23 protein-coding genes are annotated in these 23,719 nt (G+C 66.7%); 17 read left to right on the top strand and 6 right to left on the bottom strand.

The window, feature by feature from the left end; all coding sequences use genetic code 11:
- Nucleotides 1–27: 27 nt before the first annotated feature.
- Nucleotides 28–1,182 carry a LytTR family DNA-binding domain-containing protein gene (locus OXF11_06205; protein ID MCY4486696.1) on the bottom strand — a complete coding sequence of 385 codons (1,155 nt, stop codon included), beginning with the start codon at nt 1,180–1,182 and terminating at the stop codon, nt 28–30.
- 238 nt (nt 1,183–1,420) lie between these two features.
- Between OXF11_06205 and OXF11_06200 the strand changes: the two genes are divergently transcribed.
- Both OXF11_06200 and OXF11_06195 read left to right on the top strand, forming a co-directional pair.
- Complete coding sequence (locus OXF11_06200; protein MCY4486695.1) at nt 1,421–2,863, top strand: amidase; 1,443 nt, start codon at nt 1,421–1,423, stop codon at nt 2,861–2,863.
- A 242-nt stretch (nt 2,864–3,105) separates the two neighbouring features.
- A complete protein-coding gene (locus OXF11_06195) occupies nt 3,106–4,194 on the top strand; it encodes an amidohydrolase family protein (GenBank protein ID MCY4486694.1) in 1,089 nt (362 codons plus the stop codon).
- A gap of 22 nt (nt 4,195–4,216) precedes the next feature.
- Here OXF11_06195 and OXF11_06190 read toward each other — a convergent pair whose 3' ends face one another.
- Nucleotides 4,217–5,176: a hypothetical protein gene (locus tag OXF11_06190; GenBank protein MCY4486693.1), complete on the bottom strand. Its 960-nt coding sequence runs from the start codon at nt 5,174–5,176 to the stop codon at nt 4,217–4,219.
- 201 nt (nt 5,177–5,377) lie between these two features.
- On the opposite strand from OXF11_06190, the gene OXF11_06185 reads away from it, so the two are divergent.
- The gene (locus OXF11_06185; GenBank protein MCY4486692.1) at nt 5,378–6,376 is read left to right on the top strand and encodes an aldo/keto reductase; all 999 of its coding nucleotides are present in this window, start codon (nt 5,378–5,380) and stop codon (nt 6,374–6,376) included.
- A 158-nt stretch (nt 6,377–6,534) separates the two neighbouring features.
- Here OXF11_06185 and OXF11_06180 read toward each other — a convergent pair whose 3' ends face one another.
- The 3 genes from OXF11_06180 to OXF11_06170 all read right to left on the bottom strand — a co-directional run bounded on the left by OXF11_06180 (nt 6,535) and on the right by OXF11_06170 (nt 8,624).
- Complete coding sequence (locus tag OXF11_06180; protein ID MCY4486691.1) at nt 6,535–6,855, bottom strand: DUF1232 domain-containing protein; 321 nt, start codon at nt 6,853–6,855, stop codon at nt 6,535–6,537.
- Complete coding sequence (locus tag OXF11_06175) at nt 6,852–7,823, bottom strand: hypothetical protein (GenBank protein MCY4486690.1); 972 nt, start codon at nt 7,821–7,823, stop codon at nt 6,852–6,854. Before OXF11_06175 ends, OXF11_06180 begins: the two co-directional genes overlap by 4 nt.
- A 150-nt stretch (nt 7,824–7,973) precedes the next feature.
- Complete coding sequence (locus OXF11_06170; GenBank protein MCY4486689.1) at nt 7,974–8,624, bottom strand: cysteine hydrolase; 651 nt, start codon at nt 8,622–8,624, stop codon at nt 7,974–7,976.
- A 170-nt stretch (nt 8,625–8,794) separates the two neighbouring features.
- Here OXF11_06170 and zwf point away from each other — a divergent pair, with 170 nt between their 5' ends.
- From zwf to hisF, 12 genes are all read left to right on the top strand, one after another.
- On the top strand, nt 8,795–10,405 hold the full coding sequence (gene zwf, locus OXF11_06165) for a glucose-6-phosphate dehydrogenase (GenBank protein MCY4486688.1): 1,611 nt from the start codon (nt 8,795–8,797) through the stop codon (nt 10,403–10,405).
- A gap of 41 nt (nt 10,406–10,446) precedes the next feature.
- Nucleotides 10,447–11,322: an alpha/beta hydrolase gene (locus OXF11_06160; protein MCY4486687.1), complete on the top strand. Its 876-nt coding sequence runs from the start codon at nt 10,447–10,449 to the stop codon at nt 11,320–11,322.
- 137 nt (nt 11,323–11,459) lie between these two features.
- Nucleotides 11,460–12,614, top strand: coding sequence for an acyl-CoA/acyl-ACP dehydrogenase (locus tag OXF11_06155; GenBank protein ID MCY4486686.1), 1,155 nt, complete (start codon nt 11,460–11,462; stop codon nt 12,612–12,614).
- A 104-nt stretch (nt 12,615–12,718) separates the two neighbouring features.
- Nucleotides 12,719–12,922, top strand: a complete 204-nt coding sequence (gene rpmE / locus OXF11_06150; GenBank protein MCY4486685.1) for a 50S ribosomal protein L31 — start codon at nt 12,719–12,721, stop codon at nt 12,920–12,922.
- A 94-nt stretch (nt 12,923–13,016) separates the two neighbouring features.
- On the top strand, nt 13,017–14,081 hold the full coding sequence (prfA, locus tag OXF11_06145) for a peptide chain release factor 1 (protein ID MCY4486684.1): 1,065 nt from the start codon (nt 13,017–13,019) through the stop codon (nt 14,079–14,081).
- Nucleotides 14,082–14,232: 151 nt separating this feature from the next.
- Nucleotides 14,233–15,105: a peptide chain release factor N(5)-glutamine methyltransferase gene (gene prmC, locus OXF11_06140; protein ID MCY4486683.1), complete on the top strand. Its 873-nt coding sequence runs from the start codon at nt 14,233–14,235 to the stop codon at nt 15,103–15,105.
- 32 nt (nt 15,106–15,137) lie between these two features.
- Complete coding sequence (gene murA / locus OXF11_06135; GenBank protein MCY4486682.1) at nt 15,138–16,406, top strand: UDP-N-acetylglucosamine 1-carboxyvinyltransferase; 1,269 nt, start codon at nt 15,138–15,140, stop codon at nt 16,404–16,406.
- Entirely contained in the window at nt 16,396–17,688 is a 1,293-nt protein-coding gene (hisD, locus tag OXF11_06130; protein MCY4486681.1) for a histidinol dehydrogenase, read from the top strand. Before murA ends, hisD begins: the two co-directional genes overlap by 11 nt.
- 89 nt (nt 17,689–17,777) lie before the next feature.
- Entirely contained in the window at nt 17,778–18,365 is a 588-nt protein-coding gene (hisB, locus tag OXF11_06125; protein MCY4486680.1) for an imidazoleglycerol-phosphate dehydratase HisB, read from the top strand.
- Between the two features lie 205 nt (nt 18,366–18,570).
- Complete coding sequence (gene hisH / locus OXF11_06120; GenBank protein ID MCY4486679.1) at nt 18,571–19,194, top strand: imidazole glycerol phosphate synthase subunit HisH; 624 nt, start codon at nt 18,571–18,573, stop codon at nt 19,192–19,194.
- Between the two features lie 67 nt (nt 19,195–19,261).
- Nucleotides 19,262–19,999, top strand: a complete 738-nt coding sequence (hisA, locus tag OXF11_06115) for a 1-(5-phosphoribosyl)-5-[(5-phosphoribosylamino)methylideneamino]imidazole-4-carboxamide isomerase (protein ID MCY4486678.1) — start codon at nt 19,262–19,264, stop codon at nt 19,997–19,999.
- Nucleotides 19,989–20,753 (top strand): imidazole glycerol phosphate synthase subunit HisF, encoded by a 765-nt coding sequence (hisF, locus tag OXF11_06110; GenBank protein MCY4486677.1) that lies wholly within the window; start codon nt 19,989–19,991, stop codon nt 20,751–20,753. The genes hisA and hisF overlap by 11 nt, the downstream gene beginning before the upstream one ends.
- Before the next feature lie 263 nt (nt 20,754–21,016).
- On the opposite strand, the gene trxB is transcribed toward hisF, so the two are convergent.
- Entirely contained in the window at nt 21,017–21,964 is a 948-nt protein-coding gene (gene trxB / locus OXF11_06105; protein MCY4486676.1) for a thioredoxin-disulfide reductase, read from the bottom strand.
- A gap of 109 nt (nt 21,965–22,073) precedes the next feature.
- Here trxB and moaC point away from each other — a divergent pair, with 109 nt between their 5' ends.
- A complete protein-coding gene (gene moaC, locus OXF11_06100; GenBank protein MCY4486675.1) occupies nt 22,074–22,550 on the top strand; it encodes a cyclic pyranopterin monophosphate synthase MoaC in 477 nt (158 codons plus the stop codon).
- 393 nt (nt 22,551–22,943) lie between these two features.
- Entirely contained in the window at nt 22,944–23,630 is a 687-nt protein-coding gene (radC, locus tag OXF11_06095) for a DNA repair protein RadC (protein MCY4486674.1), read from the top strand.
- The last annotated feature ends 89 nt before the right edge of the window (nt 23,631–23,719 follow it).

The raw sequence follows: 23,719 nt of genomic DNA, 5'->3' as shown, positions 1-23,719 counted from the left end.
GGTAGCATACGAGTCTGCCGGTGCGCGTTAGCGTGACCGCGGTGCTGGAGAAACCGGCTCGGAGTCTCCGCTTCCCACTGGAAGGAAGTGGCTCAAGGGCAGAACACTCTGCGCCGGGGGCTGACGCTGGGGCGGCATCGCGTTAGGGGGTGGTTTCAAGGATTGTGGCGGGTTGTCGTCCGTGGCCGCGATACGGATGGGATCTGGGCTCACCTTGCTGGACATCCTCGCGCTCGGCCCGGATCGGATACCCGCCTCCAGACTTTCTATGGCCAGGCGAACCGCGGGAAGGTGGGTGCGACTCACCCGCACCCTGTGTCCCCCGGTCAGTTCCAGGAACCTGCGATGTCGGTCCCGCACCAACGTCACCACGTGGCGAAAGGACACCCAGGAGGATCGGTGCACCTGCATTCCCGCGTCACCGAGCTCGGTGACGGCGTCGGCGAAGCGCATCAGGATGATGCCGCGCCCGGCGGAGGTGAACGCTTCGACGTAGTGATCGTTCATTTTGAGATAGATCAGGTCACGACCCAGCTTCGCGGGAAGTCGCGCGAAGAACGGGGAGTCGGGCTGAGATGGGTCTGCCGGCACGGCAACCGCCACCGAGCCTTCGTGGGGGTGCGCCGCGGGAATCCGACCGCGTGGCTCCGAGGCCGCCTCCGGAAACCGATCGACGGGATGGCCCTGGCGTTGGCGTCTGGAGATCAAATACGAGACGAAAATGCTGCCCAGTACCATCGGAGGAAAAACCCACACGTAGAGCGCGACCAAGTCATGGGCCGGGTACTCGGGCCACAGAACCCGGTCGAGCGTGTAGATGAGCGCGGTAGATGATATGGCCAAGCCCGCGGTCACCGCGGTCAAAGCGAATAGGAGCTGTCCCAACGGTCGCGAGTCCCAGAGATAAAGAGCCAGGACTGCCGTGGCGTAACAGATGGGGAAACAAAAGACGCCGGCGATTCCCCACAAGGCGAGACGTTGCGGCCAATCGAGGGTCGCGTAGGTCCCCGCCGCGCCGATGACGGTGTAAAGAACAACGAAGGCGGCCGTCGTCGTAATCGACAGGAGCACGACAGCCGGCGTTAGCATCTCGCGATACGCCGGTTGCCAGGTTCGTGAATTGTGTTTTACGCAGTCAACGTTACCAAAATCGTGGTTTGGGCAAGCTCTCGTTGTATTCACGTAGCCACTCCAGCGTCAAACACACCATACGTCCTGGGAGACGCGCCAAATGCAGTGCACAAACGATCAGGATTTTAACAAAAGTAGTTTCCTTACGCAAGTTGATGAAGTAATTTTGAATAAACAGCTTTGTTTCGCTACGGATCTTGTCCCTCACGCGGATTCCCGCGTATAGGCCCGGCCGAGAACCGTGCCCGGAGACGATCCGGAAGTCACCCCGAGAAGGAGCATGCCCGAAATGGTCGACAAGGATTTGGAAACCCTGACGATTGCCGAAGTAGCGCCGAAGATTCGTAGCGGCGAGGTTTCGCCAGTGGTACTCACGAAGCTCCATATCGAGCGGATCGAGCGGCTCAATCCGCTGCTGAGCGCCTATCTCACGCCGACGCCCGAGAGCGCCATGGAGGAGGCCGCGGCCGCGGAGAAGGAGATCGCCGCCGGCGATTACCGCGGCCCGCTTCACGGCATACCGGTGGCCATCAAGGACAATCTCGCCACCCGCGGGGTGCGCACCACGGCCGGCGCCAAGGCGCTGTCCGGGTGGATTCCGGACTTCGACGCCACCGTGGTGACCCGGTTGCGGGAGGCCGGGGCGGTGAACCTTGGCAAGACCCAAATGCACGAATGGGCCAAGGGAAGCCATGGGGTGAACCCGTTCTACGGCACCCCGCGCAACCCCTGGAACCTCGAGCGGATCCCCGGCGGCTCCAGCAGCGGCTCGGCCGTGGCCGTTGCCGCGGGCATGTGCATGGCGTCGGTCGGCACCGACGCCGCCGGATCGGTGCGCAATCCGGCGGCCCTGTGCGGCATCGTCGGGCTCAAGCCCACCTACGGGCGCGTCAGCGTGTTCGGCGGTGTCCCCGGCACGGGTGGATACTCCACCAACCATTTCGGTCCGCTGACCCGCAGCGTGACAGACTGCGCGCTGATGATGCAGGTCATCGCCGGATACGATCCCCAGGACCCGCTGAGTGCCGCGGCCCCGGTGCCCGACTATTCCGCCGGTCTCGGAATGTCCGTCGAAGGAATGCGCGTCGGTATCATCAAGGGATACTTCGAGAAGTTCGCCTCCGACGAAGTCAAGCAAGCCTTTGCCGGAGCGCTCGACACCCTGCGTTCCCTGGGGATGACGGTAGAGGATGTCACCGTTCCCCACATGGACCTGATCCCCGCGGTCCAGCTCTGCGCCAGCCGGGTGGAGAGCACGGGGGACGCCGAGTACTATCTGCGGCACCATGCCCGGGACTACAGCCCGAGCATGCTTTCCACCCAGATCCAGGCGCTGACGGTGTCCGGGCTGGACTACAACCAGTCGCAACGCATCCGCCGCCTCATCTGCGACGGATTCGACGACGCGTTGGAAGAGGTCGACGTAATCGTGGCGCCGACCGGCCCGGTGCCGGCCATTTCCATGGAAGATTCCCAGGCCGGTTACGTGACCGTCGACGGCGCGAAGATGCCGCTCCAGGGAGCCTACGGCAATTTCTTGACTCTGTGCACCATCCCGTTTAACGTCAACGGGCTGCCGTCGCTGAGCATCAACTGCGCCTTCTCGAAGGACGGCCTTCCCATCGGCGTGCAGATCGCGAGCGGTTCGTTTCGCGAGGACACGGTCATGCAGGTAGCGCACGCCTATGAGCAGGCATCGCCCGCTACCGGCAAGGAGCCGCCGCTGCCCTAGTGTTGTGTCTCACAAATAGGTTTGCAAAGATGCGCAGGATTTTTCGTTGTCGGCAAGGCGCGATGACGAGCAGTGGCGGGTACCACGCGAGGAAGAGCAACGCGGCCGACGGCGAAAGAGACCAGCAGATTTGTAAACCTATTTGTGAGACACAACACTAGTGTTTTGCCCAACGCCGAGAAGCAGGGTCGGATGGCTTGAGTTTCACGAGTCCGGCGCCGATGGCCGGAAAGGAGACGATCATGAACGGTTTCATCGATGCGGATACCCACGTCATCGAATCGGAAGCGATCTGGGAGCTCATGGACAAGGACGTCTACGACCGCCGGCCGATCCTTCTCAAAGCGCCAGGCGACACCGAGTACCAGACTTCCAATGCCTTCTGGCTCATCGACGGACAGATCTTCCCCAAGTCCGTGGGCAAGGGCAGCGCCCGGCTCAGCACGCCGGCCGAGCAGGAACGCCAGTGGACGCGCCAGGACATCGACCTGGGCGTGCGCCAGTTGACCGACCCGGCGGCGCGGGTACGGTCGCTGGACAAGCGCGGCGCCGAGGCCGAAGTCATCTACTCCACCCTCTGGGGCGTGTATCTCACCGATGACGTGGACTTGGACGTGGCGCTGTGCCGCGCCTACAACACCTGGATGGGGCAGGTGTGGGCTCAGGGCGACAACCGCCTGCGCTGGACCGCGGTCTTCCCGCTGACCTCCATCGAGGAGTCCATCAAGCAGTTACACTACGCCAAGGAGCACGGCGCCGTGGGCGTGAACATGCGCGGCATCGAAGGGGACCGTTCCCTGGCCGAGCCCTACTTCTACCCGCTCTACGAGGAAGCGAGCCGCCTGGACTTCCCCATCTGCATCCACATCGGCGCGGGCTCGCCGGCCATCACCAGCGTGTTCGACGTGCGCGTGAGCCACACGTTGCCGCACCTGCGCATGCTCCCGCTCATCGCCTTCCGCGACCTGGTGGCCAACCGCATCCCGGAGAAGTTCCCCGGCCTGCGCTTCGGCTTCGTCGAGGCCGGAGCCTCCTGGGTGCCCTACCTGCTGCACCAGCTCCGGCGGACGACCCGGGGACAGAACATCCCCATCGGCCCGGCGCTGTTCGAGGAGTGCCGCATGTGGGTGGTGTGCGAGGTGGACGAGGACCTGCCGATGCTGCTCAACTACATCCACGAGGACCACATCATGATCGGCTCCGATTACGGCCACCTCGACCAGTCCTTCGAGGACAACGTCGCCGCCAAACTGCGCGCCCGCGGTGACCTCCCCGCGCGGGTGGTGGAGAAGATCCTGGGCGACAACGCCCGGGCGTTCTACGGGATGTAGGGACGCAGGGCGTTCGAGGCGCCTACGTCTCCAGCATGGTGGGGTGGAACATGTCCTCGGGGGCGAAGCGCGCCCGGGTGAGGCCCTGCCGCTGGGCGTACTCCAGCATCTTGTCGACCTCGGCCCGCGTTTCCCGGAAACCCCAGCGATAGGGGTCGTCGCCGGCGGCGGCGTGCTCCTCTTCCCACAGGGCGCGGTACCAGAGGCCGGTCTGGTGCACGCGCTGCCACTCCAGCCACTCGTAGCAGCGCCTCTTGGACTCCTGCCACGCGTCGAACAGGCTGCGCGCCACCCACGGGTGTCGGTCCAGGATCGAGGTGCGGACGAGCAGGGTGTGCTGGATGGGGAAGAAACCGGTCCGGCGGTAGTACTCGCGCTCGCGCCGGGCGTAGTCGGGGAACAGGAAGTCCACGCGCGGGCGGTGCTCGGGGGCCAGGGTGGCGGTGGTGATGACCGCGTCGAGCTCTCCCGCCAGCAGCATCTCCCGCAGCTTGCCGTACCCGTCCACCACCTCCAGCTTGAGCCAGTCGGGCTGCGTCCACTCCTGGAGGTTCTCGGGAGGCCGCCCCGCCACCCAACGGATGGAGCGGAGGTCGACCCCGTGCTCCTCCTCCAGGATGCCGCGCGCCCAAAGGGCGGTGGTGGTGAACCAGCTCTGGATGCCCACGCGCTTGCCGTTGAGGTCGGTGGGCTCGGCGATGCCGGCGGCGGTGTTCACGTAGATGTAGGAGTGCCGGAACATGCGCTTCACGAAGATCGGGATGGCGGTGAAGCCCAGGGTCCTGAACGGCAGGTCGACGATGTAGCGCCCGGTGAAGAACTCGGCCACGTCGTAGTGGCCGCCGTGGCCGTCGAAGTGCCGGTTCACGTCATCGGCGTCCACGTGGACCCGCAGGTCGATGCCCTCCGGCTTGACGCTCCCCTCGATGAGTGCGCGGGCGCGGTCGTAGGGGGCGCAGATCATGCTCAGTTCCAGTGGCATGCGGTTCCCTTCATCCTGCGCATCTTCATCAATGTGTCCCTCAAGTGCAACTCCGGATGGGTGCAAGCGGCCGGCGGTTGATTCCGCCGGGCCGATGATTCACAATCGGTGCGCCACGGCCGCCGGTCGACGGCCTCGGAATCAGGGTCACGGGCATCGATCGGATGACCCGGCGGCGCGTACACAACGAGAGCGGGCATCATGCAATATCGGATGTTGGGTAGCACGGGACTTCGCGTTTCCGAGATCGGATTCGGCTGCGGCAACGTCGGCGGGTTGATGGTGCGGGAAAGCCACGACGAACAACTCGACGCGGTTCGCCATGCGCTGGACCTGGGCATCAACTATTTCGACACCGCCAGGGCCTACGGAGAGGGGAAGTCGGAGACCCACCTCGGGCGTGTGCTGGAAGAGGTCGGCGAAGACGTGGTGCTTTCGACCAAGATCCGCCTCGAAGCGGATGCCCTGGACGACATCGCCGCCGCCGCCGCGTTCGAGGTCGAGCAAGGGCTCGCGCGTCTGGGGCGCCCCTCGGTGGACCTGATCCAGCTCCACACCCGCTTGGCCATGAAGCGCGAAGACGGGCGTTTCGCCATGACCCCCGGCGAGGTGTTGGGGCCGGGTGGCGTCATCGAGGCGTTCAAGCGGCTGCGCGACCAGGGCCGCGTGGGCTTCTTCGGATTCACCGGCCTGGGCGAGGTCGAGGCCATCCACGCACTGGTGGACAGCGGCGAGTTCCATTCCTTCCAGGCCTACTACAACCTGCTCAATCCCAGCGCCGGCCAGCCCGTGCCCGAAGGCTTCAGCGCCCTGGACTACGGACGCGTCATCGACCGGGCCGCCGCCCGGGGCATGGGCGTCGTCGTCATCCGGGTGCTGGCCGCCGGCGTGCTGAGCCCGACGCCCGAGTCGGGAGGCGGCACCAGCCGCGAGCCCCTTTCCGCCGGCTCCGACTACGAGCGCGACGTCGCCCGCGCCCACAAGCTCGGCTTTCTCCAGGACCACCGACTGGAATCCCTGCCGCAAGCCGCCATGCGCTTCGCGCTCATGAAGCCCGAGGTGAGCACGGTGCTGGTAGGGTTCTCCAACAACGCGCAGATCGACGAGGCCGTCGCCTGTTCGGGCGCCGGCCCCCTGCCCGACGCCGCCATGGCCGGTTTGCGCGAGATGTGGGACAGCGACTTCGGCGACCGTTCATGACGTTCGACTCGTCATTGCCGCGAAACAGGCACCACCGCCCCGAATCGTCATTCCCGCGGAAGCGGGAATCCAGGGGTGGCGAGGCGGGAAACGCCGCCGTAGTGCCCCGCCGCCGCCCCTGGATCCCGCTTCCGCGGGAATGACGGAAAAGGGGCCGCTCAGCGCCCCTGGCCGATACGTTGCACGTGTTCCTGCACCACCTCGCGCGGGCACAGGGCGATGAACCCCTTGGATCCCAGGAACAGCAGCAGGATGTCGTCGAAGTGCCCCAGGGCGGGCAAGAGGTCGGGGACGAGATCGGCCGGCATGATCAGGTAGCCGACCACGCCCAAGGCCAGCAGCTTGGCCTTGAATCCGACCCGCCGATCCTTGAAGAGCCGCCAGAAGAGGCGCAGGAAGCTGGGCAAGTGCTGCACCAACCCCAACAGCCGGCGCGGCCCGAGGCGCAGGAGGTAAGCGAGGGAGCTCAGTCGAATCATGGGGTCTTGGGCCGTGCCGGGGATTCCGCCGCCGGGGACGGTTCCCGCCGGAACAACGTGCCGCGGTCGCCGGCCAGGAGCGCCTGTCCGTCGCCCACGGCTACCGCGGTGAGCCGCTCGGGGGTGCCGAGGCGGGTGCGTTGCCACCGGGCGCCGTCCCAGCCGAATAGTGCGCCCGCCGCCCCCGCGGCCCAGCAGTCGCTTGGCGAAGCGCAGGCGACGGTGCGCAGCCGGAAGAAGGAGCCGGGCACGTCCGTCTTCTTCCAGACGGCGCCGTCGTACTCGAAGATCGCGCCGTGGTCGCCCACGGCCCAGCCTCGGCCGTCGCCGGTAAGGACCACGTCGTACATGCGCGGGACGTCCCGCATGTTCGCCTTCCGCCAGTGGCTGCCGTCCCAGCGCGCGAAGAACCCGTCGCCCACCATCCAGCCGGAGCGGTGCGAAGCAAAGGCCATGCCGTGGATGCGCGCCTTGCCCGCCGGGCTCAGGGCGTGGCCCCACTCCTTGCCGTGCCACTCGATGAGGCGTCCGTCGCGGGTGCCCGCGAAGCAGCGGTCCGGCGCCGCGCACCCGGCGCCCCAGAGCATGCCTTCCGAAGGCTTGCGCCGGTTCAGGGGATTCTTCACCCGGGTCCACGCCGTGCCGTCGTAGTGCAGGGACAAGGCGTCGTCCCCGAACACCCACACGTCGTCGGGCGCGTTCACGACGAACTTCCTCGGGCTCACCTTGGCCGGATGGTCCACGGCGTTCAAACGGTTGCCGTCCCAGCGCAGCAGGCGGCCGTCGCTCGTGCCGAGGAACGCACGGCCACGGTCCAGGATGGCCACGGCGGTGACGTTCGGGGGAGGCTTCTTGCCCTGGCGCGGACTGCTCCAGGCGACCTTCTCCCAGGCACCCGCCCCGGCGGGCAGGGCGAGACAGGCGGCGATCAGCAACGCGGCACCTTGAGTCCGGGGGAACGCTGGCATGTAACTTCGTCCGCCTCTCTAGTGTGGTGTCTGGTTAATGCGAATTAACCAGACACCACACTTGCGCAGAGCAGTGACGATCGCACGGAGCAGTAGCCGTAAGCGGTTCAATGCACGGGTCGGATCGGCGAAGTGTAGACGGACATCGACTCAACTTGCGGCGCCGGCGCCCGCGCTCCATATTGCGATCAGTTCCGCGGCATCCACCACGTCGGCGAAGCGCTCCATGCGTTTCAGTGCTTCGTGATGCGCGTTCTCGCGGTTCGTACCCACGCAGTCGCGCGCCACGATCATGGACAGGCCGCGGTAGAACCCGTCGCGGACGCTGCCTTCCACGCCCGAATCGGTGCGGCAGCCGACGACGACGACCGCGTCCCGGTTCCAGTTGCCCAGCAACTGCTCGAACTCGGTGCCGAGGAAGATGGTGGGGCGGCGCTTCTCGATGCGGATGTCATCCTCGTCGGGCTGGAAGGGCTCGATGAGTCGCCAGCCGAAGCTGTCGCGGGTGCGCCGCGGCGCAAGCTCGCCCGGATGGTCGACGCCCTGGTCCTTCATGGCGCGGCGGATCATGGCGGGCGCCTCGTCGCGCCACGCGTAGGGCGTGGCGAAGGCGTAGACCACGGGCACGCCGCCGCCCTTGGCCGCGGCGACGAGCGGCGGGGTGGCGCGCAGGAGCTCGTCCTTGTTGAACGAGCTGCCGGCCTGGTCGTTCTGCATGTCCCAGACCAGCAGGACGGCCCTTCGCGGAGCCGCGACCTCGGCCAGGGTCATGGGAATGGTTCTGCCTTCGAATTCGATCATGGCTCTCTTTCACGGATGTCGAGAAGCGGCGGGCACGCCGAAAGTGGATCGTGGCAGAGGATAACGGCGGGCCGAAACCGTGTCAACAACGCATCCCGGTCGTTTTTGACAACGCCGGGGGTTCGCGCTACTTGTACGTTTCGACCGTCTCTAGTTCGGGAGAATAACGGATGGAATCTCGCGACGGCATGCAGGCCTCGGTACGCATCAGCGGCGGCAAGGGCAACCACAAGGCAGACGACTCGTTTCGCGCCAAGGATCCCCTGACGGTAGTGATCTTCGGGGCGTCCGGGGACCTGAGCAAGCGCAAGCTGATTCCCGCGCTGTACCACCTCGAGCAGGCGGGCTATCTGCCCGAGCGTTACGCGGTGGTGGGCTTCTCGCGCACGGAAATGACCGACGAGGCGTACCGGGAGCGCATGATCGGCGAAATGCGCGAGGACTTCGCGGACGTGGACGCCGGCAGCCCCCTGTTCGCGGCGCTCCACTACCAGCCGGGCAACAACACCGACATCGAGTCCTTTCACCGGCTCAAGGCCCGGCTCGACTCCCTCGACGCCGAACGCGACCTCCCCGGCAACCGGCTGTTCTACCTCTCGGTGGCGCCGGAGTTCTTCACGCCCATCATCCGGAACCTGAACGCCGCGGGCCTCATCCGGAATCCCGAAGAGCCCCAATGGTCCCATGTCATCATCGAGAAGCCGTTCGGACACGACCTCCGGAGCGCGCGGGAGATGAACGAGGAGGTCACCGGCATCCTCGACGAGAGCCAGATCTACCGCATCGACCACTACCTCGGGAAGGAAACGGTCCAGAACATCCTGAGCTTCCGCTTCGGCAACGCCATCTTCGAGCCGCTGTTCAACCAGAAGTACGTGGAGAACGTCCAGATCACGGTGGCCGAAACCCTGGGCATGGAAGGGCGGCGCGGCGCGTTCTACGACAACGCCGGAGCGCTGCGCGACATCGTGCAGAACCACATGCTGCAACTGCTGTGCCTCATCGCCATGGAGCCGCCCGCGGCGGTGGAGCCCGTGTCCATCCGCGACGAGAAGGTGAAGCTCTTGCGCGCGCTGATCCCCTGCGGCACGCCCGAGGAGGTCCGGGAATGCACGGTGCGGGGGCAGTACGGCTTCGGCGAGTTGCGCGGCGAGGTGGTCAAGGGTTACCGCCAGGAGGAAGGCGTGGACCCACTGTCCACCACCGAGACCTACGTCGCGCTGCGCGCCAAGATCGACAACTGGCGCTGGGCAGGCGTTCCCTTCGTGCTGCGCACGGGCAAGCGCCTGCGCAACCGCGTGTCGGAGATCGCGGTGCAGTTCAGGCATCCGCCGCTGCGTCTGTTCCGCCATCAGGCCGCGCCCAACGGACACGCCATGGCCGCGGCCAGCGCCAACGTGCTGATCCTGCGCATCCAGCCCCAGGAAGGCATCAGCCTGTCCTTCGCGTGCAAGCGTCCGGGAATGCAGATCAACCTGGCGAAGGTCAACATGGATTTCATGTACGAGGCCTTCGAACAGCGTTCGCCCGAGGCGTACGAGCGGCTCTTGCTGGACGCCATGCGCGGCGACGCGTCGCTGTTCACCCGCTCCGACGAGGTGGATTACGCGTGGCGCTTCACCGACTCGATCCTGTCGGGCTGGCAGGATCTGCCGGCGCCCCGGTTCCCCAACTATTATCCGTTCACCGACGGCCCCGACGAGGCCGACCGCCTGTTGCTGGACAGCAGCACCGGCTGGCGCCAGTTGGGCCAGATGGGCATCGCGGACGTGGGCAGGTAGGGGCGAACCTCGCGCTGGAGTTTGAAAAAGACCAAGAGGTGATGGAGTTGCGATCGGAATTTCGCGACGGGACCTTCGAGATCGACGGGACCCGGGTCCACTATCTGGAGGCCGGCGATCCGGAGCAGGAGACGTACGTCTTCGTCCACGGCAACCGCGACCACAGCCACACCTGGGACTTCCTGCTGGAGTCCTTCGACAAGGCGGGCTTCAGCCTGCCTCACATGGTGGCCCTGGACCTGCGCGGCCACGGCGACAGCGGCTGGGTCGGCCAGGAGCGCGGCTACCGGCACGAGGATTTCGTGCTGGACGTGGTGGGCCTGCTGCGCCACATCAAGAAGGACCGGATCACGCTGGTGGCCCACTCCCTCGGCGGCAGCATGGCCGTGGTCTTCGCCGGCGCGCTGCCGGAGAAGATCAAGCGGCTCGTGATCATCGAGTCGGCGGGTCCCTACGGCCGCACCGAGCGCGAGACCCCCGAGCTGTTCGGCCGCTGGACGCGCGACGACGGCTCGGACACGATCCTGACCTACTATGCCACCGTGGCGCAGGCCGCCGATGCGGTTTGCCGCCGCTTCCCGCTGATCCCGAACCGGGTGGCGATGCACATGGCGCGCCACGGCACCCGCCGGACCCCGAACGGCTTGGTGTGGAAGTACGATCCGCGGGCGCGCAACCCGTCGTACTCGTCCCTCTCCGAAGCCCAGGTCCAGGCCTTCATCGAGCGTATCGACTGTCCCACGCTGCTGGTGTTCGGCGCGGATTCGGGCTACCGGGCGTCGCCGCGCTACGACCGGATCGCACACTTCCCCAACAAGACCCTGGTGGAGATCCCCGGCGCCGGCCATCACGTGCAGCACGAAAAGCCCGACGAACTGGCCGCCGTGCTGATCCCGTTCCTGAATAACCACGGGTGACGCCCGCCCCCGGGAACGGCGTGAGCGCCGCTATTTTCCGTCATTCCCGCGAAGCTTGCCCCGGACTTCGATCCGGGGGCGGGAATCCATGGGTGGCGAGGGGTCACCACACCCAACCCCGCAACGAGGAGGAAATCATGGATTTTGAACTGCCCGAGGAACTGCAACTGCTTCAGGAAACCGTGCGGAAGTTCGTCGACCAGGAACTCATCCCGGTGGAGATGGAGTGCCGGGACGGCGTGAAGCTCAAGCCCGAGTACCGCGAGCGCTTCGAGGCCAAGACCCGCGAGATGGGGTTGTGGATGCTCGACGTGCCCGAGGAATTCGGCGGCGCCGGGCTGAGCCTGCTGGGCCAGGTCATCGTGTGGGCCGAGGTGGCGCGCTCGGTGGCGCTCCCGTCCCGCGGCCACAGCATCTTCGGACCCGAGGTGCGGCCGGTGCTCTACGCCATGAACGAAGAGCAGAAGGAACAATACCTCTACCCGCTGCTGCGCGAGGAGAAACGCGCCTGCTTCGCCCAGACCGAGCCCGATGCCGGCTCCGATCCCGGCTCCATGCGCACCCGCGCCGTGCGCGACGGTGACGAGTACGTGATCAACGGCGTCAAGCGCTTCATCAGCGACGCGGACGAGGCCGACTTCGCCCAGGTCATGGTGGCCACCGATCTCAGCAAGGGCTCCCATGGTGGCATCTCCTGCATCCTCGTGGACATGGACAACCCGGGGGTGCAGATCACCGCCAAGTACAAGACCATGATGGGCTACGAGCCGTGCGAGATCGTGTTCGACAACTGTCGCGTGCCGGCGGCGAACATGATCGGCGCCGAGGGCGAGGGCTTCAAGCTCGGGCAGAAGTGGCTCGGCATCGGCCGCCTGAAGCACGGCGGCCGCGCCATCGGTGTGGCGAGTCGCGCCATCGAGATGGGCGCGCGCTACGCCAAGCAGCGGGTGACCTTCGGCAAGCCGTTGGCCGAGCGGCAGGCCATCCAGTTCAAGCTGGCGGACTCCTACACCGAACTGCACGCCGCCACCCTGATGGTCTACCACGCGGCCTGGAAGTACGACCGGGGCGAGGACATGCGCAACGAAGGTTACATGGTCAAGGTCTTCGCCGACGAGATGTCCTTCCGGGTGGTGGACCGGGTGCTGCAGATCCACGGCGGCGTCGGACTCACTACCGACCTGCCCATCGAGTACTGGTTCCGCGATCAGCGCAGCCGGCTCATCACCGAGGGCGCGTCCGAGGTCATGCGCATGGTCATCGCGCGGCACGTGTTGCGGCAGTTCGACTGACGCGTGCTTGCGGGGGCGCGCGGCTCTAGTCAACCGGACACCACACTAGATTTGGCGGCGCACGCGCCTCGTGCTATAAACATGCAATTCCAGCGAGGTCGACCATGAAACCCGACATTCACCCCGAGTACAAACCCGTGAACGTGGTATGCGCCTGCGGCCACTCCTTCGAGATCCGCTCCACCGCCAAGGCCATCCATACCGAGATCTGCGCCAACTGTCATCCCTTCTATACCGGCAAGCAGAAGCTGCTCGACACCGCCGGCCGGGTCGAGAAGTTCAAGAGGCGATACGGTATCAAGGATTGAGGAAGTTCCCGACCGGCTCTGACGGCGAAGGGGCAAAGGGTGGCGCGAATTCCCTTTGCCCCTTTGCTTTTTGGCATCAGGCAAGACCGTGAGCATGCTCGACAAGATCGCTGAAGTGGAGAGCCGTTACGAGGAGCTGGAGACGCTCCTTGCGGATCCCAGGCTGCCGGAGGACCGCAAGGAGTTCTCCAGGGTCGCCAAGGAACGCTCCGATCTGGCCGAGGTGGTGACCTGTTACCGCGAGTGGCGCAAGCTCGATCAGGAGATCCAGGATAACCGCGAGCTGCTGGAAGACGGCGATCCGGAGATCCGGGAGCTCGCGGCCCAGGAGCTGGAGGACCTGAAGGAGCGCCAGGAGGCGCTGGAGCAGCAGCTCAAGATCCTGCTGCTGCCCAAGGATCCCAACGACGACAAAAACGTTCTCCTGGAGATCCGGGCGGGCACGGGCGGCGAGGAGGCGTCGCTGTTCAGCGCCGACCTCTTTCGCATGTACGGCAGGTATGCGGAAGAAAAGGGCTGGAAGGTGGAGATCCTGAGCTCCAACCCCACGGGCCTGGGAGGCTTCAAGGAGATCATCGCCCTCATCGAGGGGAAGGGCGCCTACAGCCAGCTCAAGTTCGAGGGCGGCGTGCACCGTGTCCAGCGGGTTCCGGTGACCGAGACGTCGGGGCGTATCCACACCTCGGCGGTGACGGTAGCCGTTCTTCCCGAGGCGGACGACGTGGACGTGGACATCGACCCGAAGGACCTGCGCATCGACGTGTTCCGCTCGTCGGGGCCGGGCGGCCAGAGCGTGAACACCACCGACTCCGCGGTGCGCATCACCCACGTACCCACGGGCATCGTGGTGTCGTGCCAGGACGAGAAGTCGCAGCACAAGAACAAGTCCAAGGGGCTCAAGATCCTGCGCGCGCGTCTGCTCGAGAAGACCCAGGAGGCGCAGCGCTCGGAAATCGCCGCCTCGCGCAAGCTCATGGTCGGCAGCGGCGACCGCAGCGAGCGCGTACGCACCTACAACTTCCCCCAGGGCCGCGTCACCGACCACCGCATCAACCTGACCCTCTACAAGCTGGACCAGATCATGGACGGCGGCGTGAAGGACCTGATCGACGGCCTGATCACGTACCACCAGGCCGAAGCGCTGCAGGCCACGGGGTGAACCGTTGGATGCGGCGAAAGCAGCGACGCGCGCGAACGTCACGACCGGGGAACAGCCCGCGCCAGGACCACCGCCCCTGGATTCCCGCTTCCGCGGGAATGACGAACCTGGAACGGCAGTCCCGGATGGCGCGAAAGACCCAGCCATTGTCATGGACGTCCTTCGTCGCGCCACCGCTCGGCTCGCGGAGGCGGGCTGCTCGACATCCAGGCTCGATGCCGAGTTGCTCTTGATGGAAGCGCTCGGATGGTCACGCGAGGATCTCTACCGGAGTCCCGAGACGGTACTGGATGCACGCGAGACGGAACGCTTCGTGGCGCTCGTGGGCCGGCGGGCGGGCGGTGAACCGGTAGCGTACCTGAGAGGGACGCAGGAGTTCTGGTCGTTGGAGTTCGCCGTGACTCGGGACGTGCTCATTCCGCGTCCCGAGACGGAGCATTTGGTGGAGGCCGTGGTTGATTCTCTATCCGAGCGCCACGGTTGGCAGCGAGTCCTGGACCTGGGGACCGGCAGCGGCGCCATCGCCCTGAGCGTGGCCAGGGAATGCCCGGAGGCGGAGGTGTGGGCCACGGACGTTTCCGCGCCGGCGCTGGCGGTGGCGCGGAAGAACGCGCGCCGGCACGGGGTCGGGCGGCGTATCCACCTATTCCAGGGCGACCTGTGTGCGCCGGTGCGGGATCTGCCGGGATACTTCGACGCGGTGGTGTCGAACCCGCCCTACATCTCCACCCGCGAAATGGCGCGGCTGCCCCGGGACGTGCGCGAATGGGAGCCGACCCTGGCTTTGGACGGCGGCGTGGACGGGATGGGGTTCTACCGGCGCATCGTCGAGGAAGCAATCCCGCTGCTCCGGGAAGGCGGATTGCTCGCCGTGGAGGTCGGCGCCGACCTGGGCGACGCCGTGTGTGAGCTGTTTCGCGCGCACCGGGACATCCGCGGGGTACGGATGCAGCGGGACTACGCGGGTCTGCCAAGAGTGGTAGCCGCGGAGAGAATACGGGTAACCGGTAGGGCGGGAAACTAGTCTGGGCGGACCACCAGACGAGGTCAGCGGACTTGGACAGCATCATCATCAACGGAGGGGCGGTTCTGGAGGGCACGGTGGCCCTCGGCGGGTCGAAGAACGCGGCCCTGCCGGTGATCATCTCGGCGCTGCTCTCCGCCGACAAATGTTCCTACCGCCGAGTGCCCGCCCTGCGCGACGTGAGCACGACCCTGCGCCTGCTGTCGCGGCTCGGCGTCACCATCGAGAAGGACCTGTTGGCGGACGGCCATCTGGAGCTCACCGCGGCCCACATCCACGACCTTGAAGCGCCCTATGACCTGGTCAAGACCATGCGCGCGTCCTTCCTGGTGCTGGGGCCGCTGCTGGCGCGGTTCGGCGAGGCGCGGGTATCCACACCCGGCGGCTGCGCCATCGGTTCGCGGCCGGTGGACCTGCACCTCCGGGGGCTGGAACGCATGGGCGCGTGCATCCGCCAGGACCACGGCTACATCGAGGCGCGGGCGAAGGAGCTCAAGGGCGCCGTCATCGATCTCGACTTCCCCTCGGTAGGCGCCACGGAGAACCTCATGATGGCCGCCACACTCGCTCGCGGGGAGACCGAGATCCGCAACGCGGCGTGCGAGCCGGAGATCGTGGAGCTGGCCGTGGTGCTGACCGAGATGGGCGCGCGGGTCGGCGGAGCCGGTACGGGGGTCATCTGCGTGGAAGGCGTTTCGGAGCTTCACGGGACGGAGCACGAGATGGGGCCGGACCGCATCGAGGCGGGCACGTTCATGGTCGGTGCCGCCCTGACCGGAGGCGACGTGCGGATCGAGGACGCCAGAGCGCACGACCTCGAAGCCTTTCTGGCCAAGCTCCGGGAGACCGGTGCACGGGTCACGGCCGAGCCCGGCGGCGTCCGCGTCACGGGCAACGGGCGGGTTCACGGCACGGACGTGGCCACGCAACCCTATCCGGGCTTCCCCACGGACCTGCAGGCGCAGATGATGGTGTTGATGGCGGTGGCGGACGGCGCCAGCGTCATCACCGAGAACATCTTCGAGAACCGGTTCATGCACGTCCAGGAGTTGAACCGCATGGGCGCGCGCATCGCCCTCGACGGCCATCAGGCCGAGGTCCGGGGGGTGCCCGAGCTTTCCGGCGCGCCGGTGATGGCCACCGACCTGCGCGCCAGCGTGTCGCTGGTGCTGGCCGGTCTGGTGGCGCGGGGCGTGACCGAGGTGGCGCGGGTGTACCACCTGGACCGGGGCTACGAGAACATCGAGGGCAAGCTCGCCGGTCTGGGCGCGGACATCCGAAGGGTGGCGCGTGACGATTGACATCGTGAAGACCACGGATGCGGGCTTCCGGAAGAAGCTCGACCGGATCCTGCGGCGGCGCGGCGAGATCGAGAAGGACGTCGAGGCGCGCGTGGCCGAGATCATCGACAACGTGCGCCGGCACGGAGACAAGGCGCTGGTGCGCTACGCCAAGGCGTTTGACGGCGTCGCCCTGAAAGCGTCCGGGCTGGAGGTGTCGGCGGACGAGATGGAACGGGCCTGCGAGGAGGTCTCCAAGGAGGACCTGCGGGCGTTGCGGCTTGCGGCCGCGCGCATCCGGCGTTTCCACCGCCGCCAGATCGAGAAGAGCTGGAGCTACCGCGATTCCCTGGGCCTGGAGCTGGGTCAGCGCATCCGCCCGGTGGAGCGCGCCGGCGCGTACGTGCCGGGCGGCAAGGCCGCGTACCCGTCCACCGTGCTGATGACCGTGATCCCGGCGGTGACTGCGGGCGTGCCGGAGGTGGCCGTCACCACCCCGGTGCGGGAAGAAGCCGCGCTGGTGCTGGCGGCCGCGCGCGTGGCCGGCGCTCACCGGGTCTTCCGCGTGGGCGGAGCCCAGGCCGTGGCGGCCCTGGCGTACGGCACCGAGACCATCCCGCGGGTGGACAAGATCGTCGGCCCCGGCAACGTCTACGTTGCGGCCGCCAAGCGTCTGGTCTTCGGCCAGGTGGACATCGACTCCATCGCCGGTCCCAGCGAGGTGCTGCTGCTGGTGGACGGCTCCGCGGACCCGCGTTACGTGGCCGCGGACATGCTTTCCCAGGCGGAGCACGACGAGCTCGCGGCGGCGGTGTGCGTCACGCCGTCCATGGCCACGGCGCGCAAGGTTCAGGCGGCCATCGAGGAGCAGCTCAAGAGCACCCGGCGCCAGGCCATCACCCTCGGGGCGCTGCGCCGGTTCGGCACCATCATGGTGACGCGTTCGCTGAAGGAAGCGGTGGAGATCACCAACGCCATCGCCCCCGAGCACGTGCAGATCATGGTGCGGGAGCCGGACAAGTACGTGGACGCGGTGCGCAACGCCGGCGCGATCTTCATCGGCGCCCACGCCACCCCGGCCTTGAGCGACTACGTGGCCGGCCCCAACCACGTGCTGCCCACCGGCGGGAGCGCGCGCTTCTTCTCGCCCCTGGGCGCCTACGACTTCCTCAAGCGCACCAGCATCGTGCGCGCGGAAGCCCGGGGCCTGAAGGCGCTGGCCCCGGCCGTGATCCATCTCGCGCGCCGCGAGGGACTGGATGAGCACGCGCGAGCGGTGGAGGCGCGGCTGGCGGACCGCTGAGGTGATGGATTTGGCGTCCTTCGACTTCGGCTCGCTACGCTCAGGACGCCATTCGCGACATAACGCTTACGCAGGTCAGGAGACATCAGATGGGTAGAACGGCAACGGTCCATCGCAAGACCAAGGAGACGGAGATCACCGCCACCCTGGACATCGACGGCAAGGGGCAGGCGCGGGTGGACACCGGCATCCCGTTCTTCGACCACATGCTGGAGATCTTCACGCGCCACGGGCTGTTCGACGTGACGGTGAGGGCGGTGGGTGACCTCGAGGTGGACTACCATCACACGGTGGAGGACGTGGGCCTGACCCTGGGACAGGCGTTCAAGGACGCCCTGGGCGACAAGCACGGCATCCGCCGGTTCGGCGAAGCCACAGTGCCGCTGGACGAGGCCCTGGCGCGGGTGGTGGTGGACCTGAGCGGCCGGCCCTACATGGCCTACCGCGTCAAGATCCGCGGCGGCCGGGTCGGCACCTTCGACACCGATCTGCCGCACGAGTTCTACCAGGCCTTCGTCAACCAGCTCGGCATGAACCTGCACATGGACGTCCAGCACGGCGAGAACCCGCACCACGTCATCGAGGCATGCTTCAAGGGGTTCGCCCGGGCCATGGACCGGGCCACGGGACTGGACGAGCGGATCGAAGGAGTGCTGTCCACGAAGGGGAGCTTGTAGAAACGTCCCGAATCGTCATTCCCGCGGAAGCGGGAATCCAGGGGATGTGGAGGGGGGCTACGGCGGCGTGTCCCCGCCGCACCCCTCCTGGATTCCCGCTTCCGCGGGAATGACGTTCCGTTACGGAATGGCGTCATGAATTTTGTCACAGCCTGTTCGGCGGGAAAGACGATTACAAGTTGTTTGACGGACTGGAGGACTCCTGGTGATCGCGGTTGTCGACTACGGCATGGGTAATCTGAGGAGCGTGCAGAAGGGGCTGGAGCGGGTGGGCTTCGAAGCCGGCGTCACGCGCGACCCCGGACGCATCGCGGACGCCCGGGGCGTCGTGCTGCCCGGCGTGGGCGCGTTTCACACTTGCATGGAGAACCTCCAGCATTTCGGGTTGGTGGACGTGATCCAGGACGTGGTGCGCCGCAAGCGGCCGTTCCTCGGCATCTGCCTGGGGCTGCAGCTCCTGTTCGATGAAAGCGAGGAGTTCGGCTCGCCCGATGGCCTGGGTCTGGTGCCGGGCAAGGTCCTCGGGTTCGCCGCCGGCGAGGACCTCAAGGTGCCGCACATGGGCTGGAACGCCATCGAGATCCGCAAGCGCACGCGCTTTCTGGAAGGCATCGACGACGCCTCCCGGGTGTACTTCGTGCACTCGTTCTACGCCGCGCCCGCGGATGAGTCCGTGGTGGCCACCATCACCTCCCACGGGACGCCCTTCGTTTCGAGCATCGCCACCGACCATCTCTTCGCGTGCCAGTTCCACCCCGAGAAAAGCCAGGCCATCGGCCTGCGCATCCTCGAGAACTTCGGGCGCTTCGCCGAGAACGGCTCCGCCTGACCGTTGGCCGGTTGCGCAGGATACGCCGCTCGATCGACATCGTTGAGACACCGTTGATACCGCCGACATGCTGATCATACCCGCCATCGACATCAAGGACGGCCGCTGCGTGCGCCTGTACCAAGGGGACATGGACCAGGAGACCGTCTACTACCAGGAACCCCTGGACGCCGCCCGGCACCTGGTGGAAGAGGGCGCCCGCATGATTCACGTGGTGGACCTGAACGGCGCGGTGGAGGGACGTCCGGTGCACCTGTCCGAGTTGGCCGGCATCTGCGCCGAGTCCGGCGTGGCGGTGGAGGTGGGCGGCGGGCTGCGCACTCTCGAAGCGGTGGAACAGGCCATGGCCGCGGGCGTGGCGCGGGTGGTCATCGGGACCAAGGCGTACGAGGACCCGGAGTTCCTGCGGGGAGCGTGCGAGCGTTTCCCCGGCCAAGTGGTGGTGGGCATCGACGCACGCGCCGGCAAGGTGGCGGTGCGGGGCTGGCGCGACGACACCGCCATGGACGCACTGGAACTGGCGCGCCGCTGCGAGCAGGACGGCGCCGCGCGCATCATCTACACCGACATCAGCCGCGACGGCACGGGCGCGGGCGTCAACGCGGAACAGACCGCGCAGGTGGCCCGGGCCGTGGGCATCCCGGTAATCGCGTCCGGCGGGGTCGGCTCCCTGGACGACATCCGCGCGCTGGCGGGGTTCGCCGGCGACGGCATCGAGGGGGTCATCGTGGGCCGGGCGCTGTACAACGGCGCCTTCACCATTGCCGAAGCCATGGCGGCGGCCGGAGGCGGCGATGCTGACTAAGCGCATCATACCCTGCCTCGACGTCGATGCCGGCCGGGTGGTGAAGGGGATCCGGTTCGTGGACATCCGCGACGCCGGCGACCCGGTGGAAGTCGCGCGCGCCTACGACGCCGCCGGCGCCGACGAGCTCTGCTTCCTGGACATCACCGCGTCCCACGAGCAGCGCGGCATCATTCTGGACGTGGTGGCGCGCACCGCCGACGAGATCTTCATGCCCCTCACCGTGGGCGGCGGCATTCGCGAAAACGCCGACATCCGCCGCCTGCTCCAGGCCGGCGCCGACAAGGTCTCCATCAACACCGCCGCCGTGTCCCGACCGGAGTTCGTGCGCGAAGCCGCCGAGACCTTCGGCAGCCAGTGCATCGTCGTGGCCATCGACGCCAAGCAGGTCGGCGATCACTGGGAGGTCTTCACCCACGGCGGCCGCAAGCCCACCGGCATCGACGCCTGCGACTGGGCCGAGCGCATGGCCGAGTACGGCGCCGGCGAGATCCTCCTCACCAGCATGGACCGCGACGGCACCAAGGACGGCTACGACCTCCCCCTCACCCGCGCCATCGCCGACCGCGTCACGATACCCGTCATCGCCTCCGGCGGCGTCGGCAATCCCGAACACATCCACGACGGCTTCGCTCAAGGCCACGCCAGCGCTGCCCTGGCCGCGTCCATCTTCCACTACGGCGAGTACAGTATCGGCGAGTGCAAGCAGTATCTGGAGGAGCGGGGAGTCCCGGTGCGGCCGGTGCAGGGCTGACGCTCGGCTCGACAACGCCGGCGGCACGTCCGGCGCATCTTACGAAACGTCATTCCCGCGAAAGCGGGAATCCAGGGGTGGAGAGGGGCCAACTGGCCGGTGTCCCCGCCCACCCGCCGCCTGGATTCCCGCTTTCGCGGGAATGACGTTTCGTAGGGCCGGTTTCGGATCGCTCTTTACGAACCTTTTTTGCAACATTGGGGTGACGATTCGGCGGCGTGTGCTTCGGATCGCCTTCACAGACGTCCATTGCAACCTTGGGGTCAGCCGCCGCTTTCGAGCTCGGTGAGAAACCGCTCTGCATCGATCGCCGCCATGCAGCCGCTGCCGGCCGCGGTGACGGCTTGGCGGTAAATCCGGTCCTGCACGTCGCCGCAGGCGAAAACCCCCTCCATGGCCGTCTTGGTGCCGTCGTGGGTCTTGATGTAGCCCAGTTCGTCCATTTCCAGGACGCCCTCGAAGAGCTGGGAGTTGGGTTGGTGGCCGATGGCGATGAAGACGCCGTCGCAGGCGAAGGTCGCGTCCTGGCCGGTCTTCACGTTCCGCAGGGTCACACCGGTGACTCCTCCGTCCTGGGCGTCGCCGTGGATGTCCTCCACGGTGGTGTCCCAGATGAACTCGATCTTGGGGTTGTTGCGGGCGCGGTCCTGCATGATTTTGGAGGCGCGAAGCTCGTCGCGGCGGTGCACGATGCTGACCTTGCTGGCGAACTTGGTGAGGAAGGTGGCCTCTTCGATGGCGGTGTCGCCGCCGCCGACCACGATGAGCTCCTTGTTCTTGAAGAAGAAGCCGTCGCAGGTGGCGCAGGCGGAGACGCCGTGGCCCATGAAGCGGTTCTCGGCTTCGAGGCCCAGCAGCTTGGCGGTGGCGCCGGTGGCGATGATCAGCGCGTCGCAGGTGTAGCGCTCCTTGCCGGCCTGCAGCGCGATGGGCCGCGCGCCCAGTTCCACGGCCGTGACGTCGCCGAAGATGATCTTGGTGCCGAAGCGTTCCGCCTGCTTGCGGAACTGGTCCATCATGTCCGGGCCCATGATGCCGTCCGGGAAACCGGGGTAGTTCTCGACGTCCGTGGTGATGGTGAGCTGGCCGCCGGGCTGGGAACCTTCGACCACCAGCGGCTCGAGGTTGGCCCGGGCCGTGTACAGGGCGGCGGTGAGCCCGGCTGCCCCGGAACCGAGGATGATGACGCGGTAGTGAGTCTGGTCTGCCATGGGGTCCGTTCATAACATACGGGCAGGTTCCCTTGTAGGTCGGGCGTGGCCTGCGCTTTTGCTTTGGCGGCTTTGGGAGCTAGACTGGTGCGAAGCGGGAGGACTCGGAATGGCAACGCTGTCCCATATCGATGAGCAGGGCCGGGTACGGATGGTGGACGTCACCGGCAAGGACGTGACCCAGCGCGTGGCGGTGGCCCACGGCGTGGTGAGCATGCGAGCGGAGACACTGGCGGCCATCGCCGAGGGGCAGATCCCCAAGGGCGACGTGCTCACCGTGGCGCGCATCGCCGGGATCATGGCCGCCAAGAAGACGTCCGAACTGATTCCCATGTGCCATCCCCTCAACATCAGCGGAGTGGAGGTCAAGCTGAACCCTCGCCAGGAGCCGCCGTCCGTGGAGATCGAGGCCAGCGTCCGCATCTCCGGCAAGACCGGGGTGGAGATGGAGGCGCTCACCGCGGTCTCGGTGGCGGGGCTCACCATCTACGACATGTGCAAGGCGGTGGACCGGGAAATGACCGTCGGCGAGATCCGCCTCATGCACAAGAGCGGCGGCAAAAGCGGCACCTTCGAGAGGCCATAGAGCGCCTCCCGCCGTCCCGCCAACCCCTCGTCATTCCCGCGGAACAGCCGGCGTCAGAACTCCCGACGCAACCACGTCACGGAACGTCATCCCCGCGAAACAGCCGTGTCAGAACTCCGCTCGGCGACGAACATGATACCACGCCCCGAACCGTCATTCCCGCGGAAGCGGGAATCCAGGGGTGGAGAGGGGTCGGACCGGCGAATTTCCCCCGCACCCCACCTGGATTCCCGCTTCCGCGGGAATGACGACTCGAGGTATCGGGCGGTGTCTCCTCCTAAAGTTCCCACCAAAAGCGCCGAACTATCTCATGAGCGCGGGTACCCGTGCGCCCGTCCGCCGGGATTGCCGGCCCCGGACGGGTGTCCGTCATGGTTCGTCAACCCGGGGTTCATGATGACGCGAATCAACCAATGGCCGCTGGAAGACCGTCCGCGGGAGAAGCTGCTCGAACGGGGCGCGGAGCATCTGACGGAGGCGGAACTGCTCGCGATCCTGCTGGGCACCGGTAGCGCCGGGGAGCAGCAGAGCGCCCTGGATCATGCCCGGCTCCTGTTGATGCATTTCGGCGGACTTCAAGGCATCGACGATGCCTCCGTCGCCGAGCTCACCGGTGTCAAGGGCATGGGGCACGCCAAGGCGGCGCGTCTCAAGGCATGCCTGGAACTGGGACGCCGGCGCGAGGACCTGCGCTGCGAGACGGGGCAGTTGCTCAGCTCGCCGGAGGAGGTGTTCCGCCACTTCCGGCCCCGGTGCATCAACGCCAAGCGCGAATCGTTCTACGTCGTCATGCTCAACAACCGGAACCGCAAGATCCGCGAGGTGAAGATCTCCGAGGGTTCGCTGACCGCCTCCGTCGTGCACCCGCGGGAGGTGTACAACCCGGTGATCCGGGAATCCGCCGCCGGGGTCATCTTCGTCCACAACCATCCCAGCGGCGATCCCTCTCCGAGCCGGGAAGACGTGGAGATCACGCACCGTCTCCGCCAGGTGGGCGAGGTGCTTGGCGTGCGTGTGCACGATCACGTGGTGGTGGGGCACGACCGCTTCTTCAGCTTCAACCGGGAGGGACTTCTGTGACGTGGCTTGACCGCCCACCGCGCGACGGAGTACGTTAACCGGTCTATTTCATTGAGAGACCGGGGTCCGCGCCCACGCACCCTGCATCC

The organism is Deltaproteobacteria bacterium (genome assembly GCA_026712905.1).
Classification (GTDB): Bacteria; Desulfobacterota; Binatia; order UBA9968; family JAJDTQ01; genus JAJDTQ01.
Note: the sequence above shows the minus strand (reverse complement) of the source record. Positions and strands in the feature narration are given on the sequence as shown.

What these genes read in the sequence shown, in the direction of transcription:
- OXF11_06200 (MCY4486695.1), top strand. Translation starts at nt 1,421, where the DNA reads ATGGTCGACAAGGATTTGGAAACCCTGACGATTGCCGAAGTAGCGCCG.
- OXF11_06195 (MCY4486694.1), top strand. Translation starts at nt 3,106, where the DNA reads ATGAACGGTTTCATCGATGCGGATACCCACGTCATCGAATCGGAAGCG.
- OXF11_06190 (MCY4486693.1), bottom strand. Translation starts at nt 5,176, where the DNA reads ATGCCACTGGAACTGAGCATGATCTGCGCCCCCTACGACCGCGCCCGC.
- OXF11_06185 (MCY4486692.1), top strand. Translation starts at nt 5,378, where the DNA reads ATGCAATATCGGATGTTGGGTAGCACGGGACTTCGCGTTTCCGAGATC.
- OXF11_06180 (MCY4486691.1), bottom strand. Translation starts at nt 6,855, where the DNA reads ATGATTCGACTGAGCTCCCTCGCTTACCTCCTGCGCCTCGGGCCGCGC.
- OXF11_06175 (MCY4486690.1), bottom strand. Translation starts at nt 7,823, where the DNA reads ATGCCAGCGTTCCCCCGGACTCAAGGTGCCGCGTTGCTGATCGCCGCC.
- OXF11_06170 (MCY4486689.1), bottom strand. Translation starts at nt 8,624, where the DNA reads ATGATCGAATTCGAAGGCAGAACCATTCCCATGACCCTGGCCGAGGTC.
- zwf (MCY4486688.1), top strand. Translation starts at nt 8,795, where the DNA reads ATGGAATCTCGCGACGGCATGCAGGCCTCGGTACGCATCAGCGGCGGC.
- OXF11_06160 (MCY4486687.1), top strand. Translation starts at nt 10,447, where the DNA reads ATGGAGTTGCGATCGGAATTTCGCGACGGGACCTTCGAGATCGACGGG.
- OXF11_06155 (MCY4486686.1), top strand. Translation starts at nt 11,460, where the DNA reads ATGGATTTTGAACTGCCCGAGGAACTGCAACTGCTTCAGGAAACCGTG.
- rpmE (MCY4486685.1), top strand. Translation starts at nt 12,719, where the DNA reads ATGAAACCCGACATTCACCCCGAGTACAAACCCGTGAACGTGGTATGC.
- prfA (MCY4486684.1), top strand. Translation starts at nt 13,017, where the DNA reads ATGCTCGACAAGATCGCTGAAGTGGAGAGCCGTTACGAGGAGCTGGAG.
- prmC (MCY4486683.1), top strand. Translation starts at nt 14,233, where the DNA reads ATGGACGTCCTTCGTCGCGCCACCGCTCGGCTCGCGGAGGCGGGCTGC.
- hisB (MCY4486680.1), top strand. Translation starts at nt 17,778, where the DNA reads ATGGGTAGAACGGCAACGGTCCATCGCAAGACCAAGGAGACGGAGATC.
- hisA (MCY4486678.1), top strand. Translation starts at nt 19,262, where the DNA reads ATGCTGATCATACCCGCCATCGACATCAAGGACGGCCGCTGCGTGCGC.
- hisF (MCY4486677.1), top strand. Translation starts at nt 19,989, where the DNA reads ATGCTGACTAAGCGCATCATACCCTGCCTCGACGTCGATGCCGGCCGG.
- trxB (MCY4486676.1), bottom strand. Translation starts at nt 21,964, where the DNA reads ATGGCAGACCAGACTCACTACCGCGTCATCATCCTCGGTTCCGGGGCA.
- moaC (MCY4486675.1), top strand. Translation starts at nt 22,074, where the DNA reads ATGGCAACGCTGTCCCATATCGATGAGCAGGGCCGGGTACGGATGGTG.
- radC (MCY4486674.1), top strand. Translation starts at nt 22,944, where the DNA reads ATGATGACGCGAATCAACCAATGGCCGCTGGAAGACCGTCCGCGGGAG.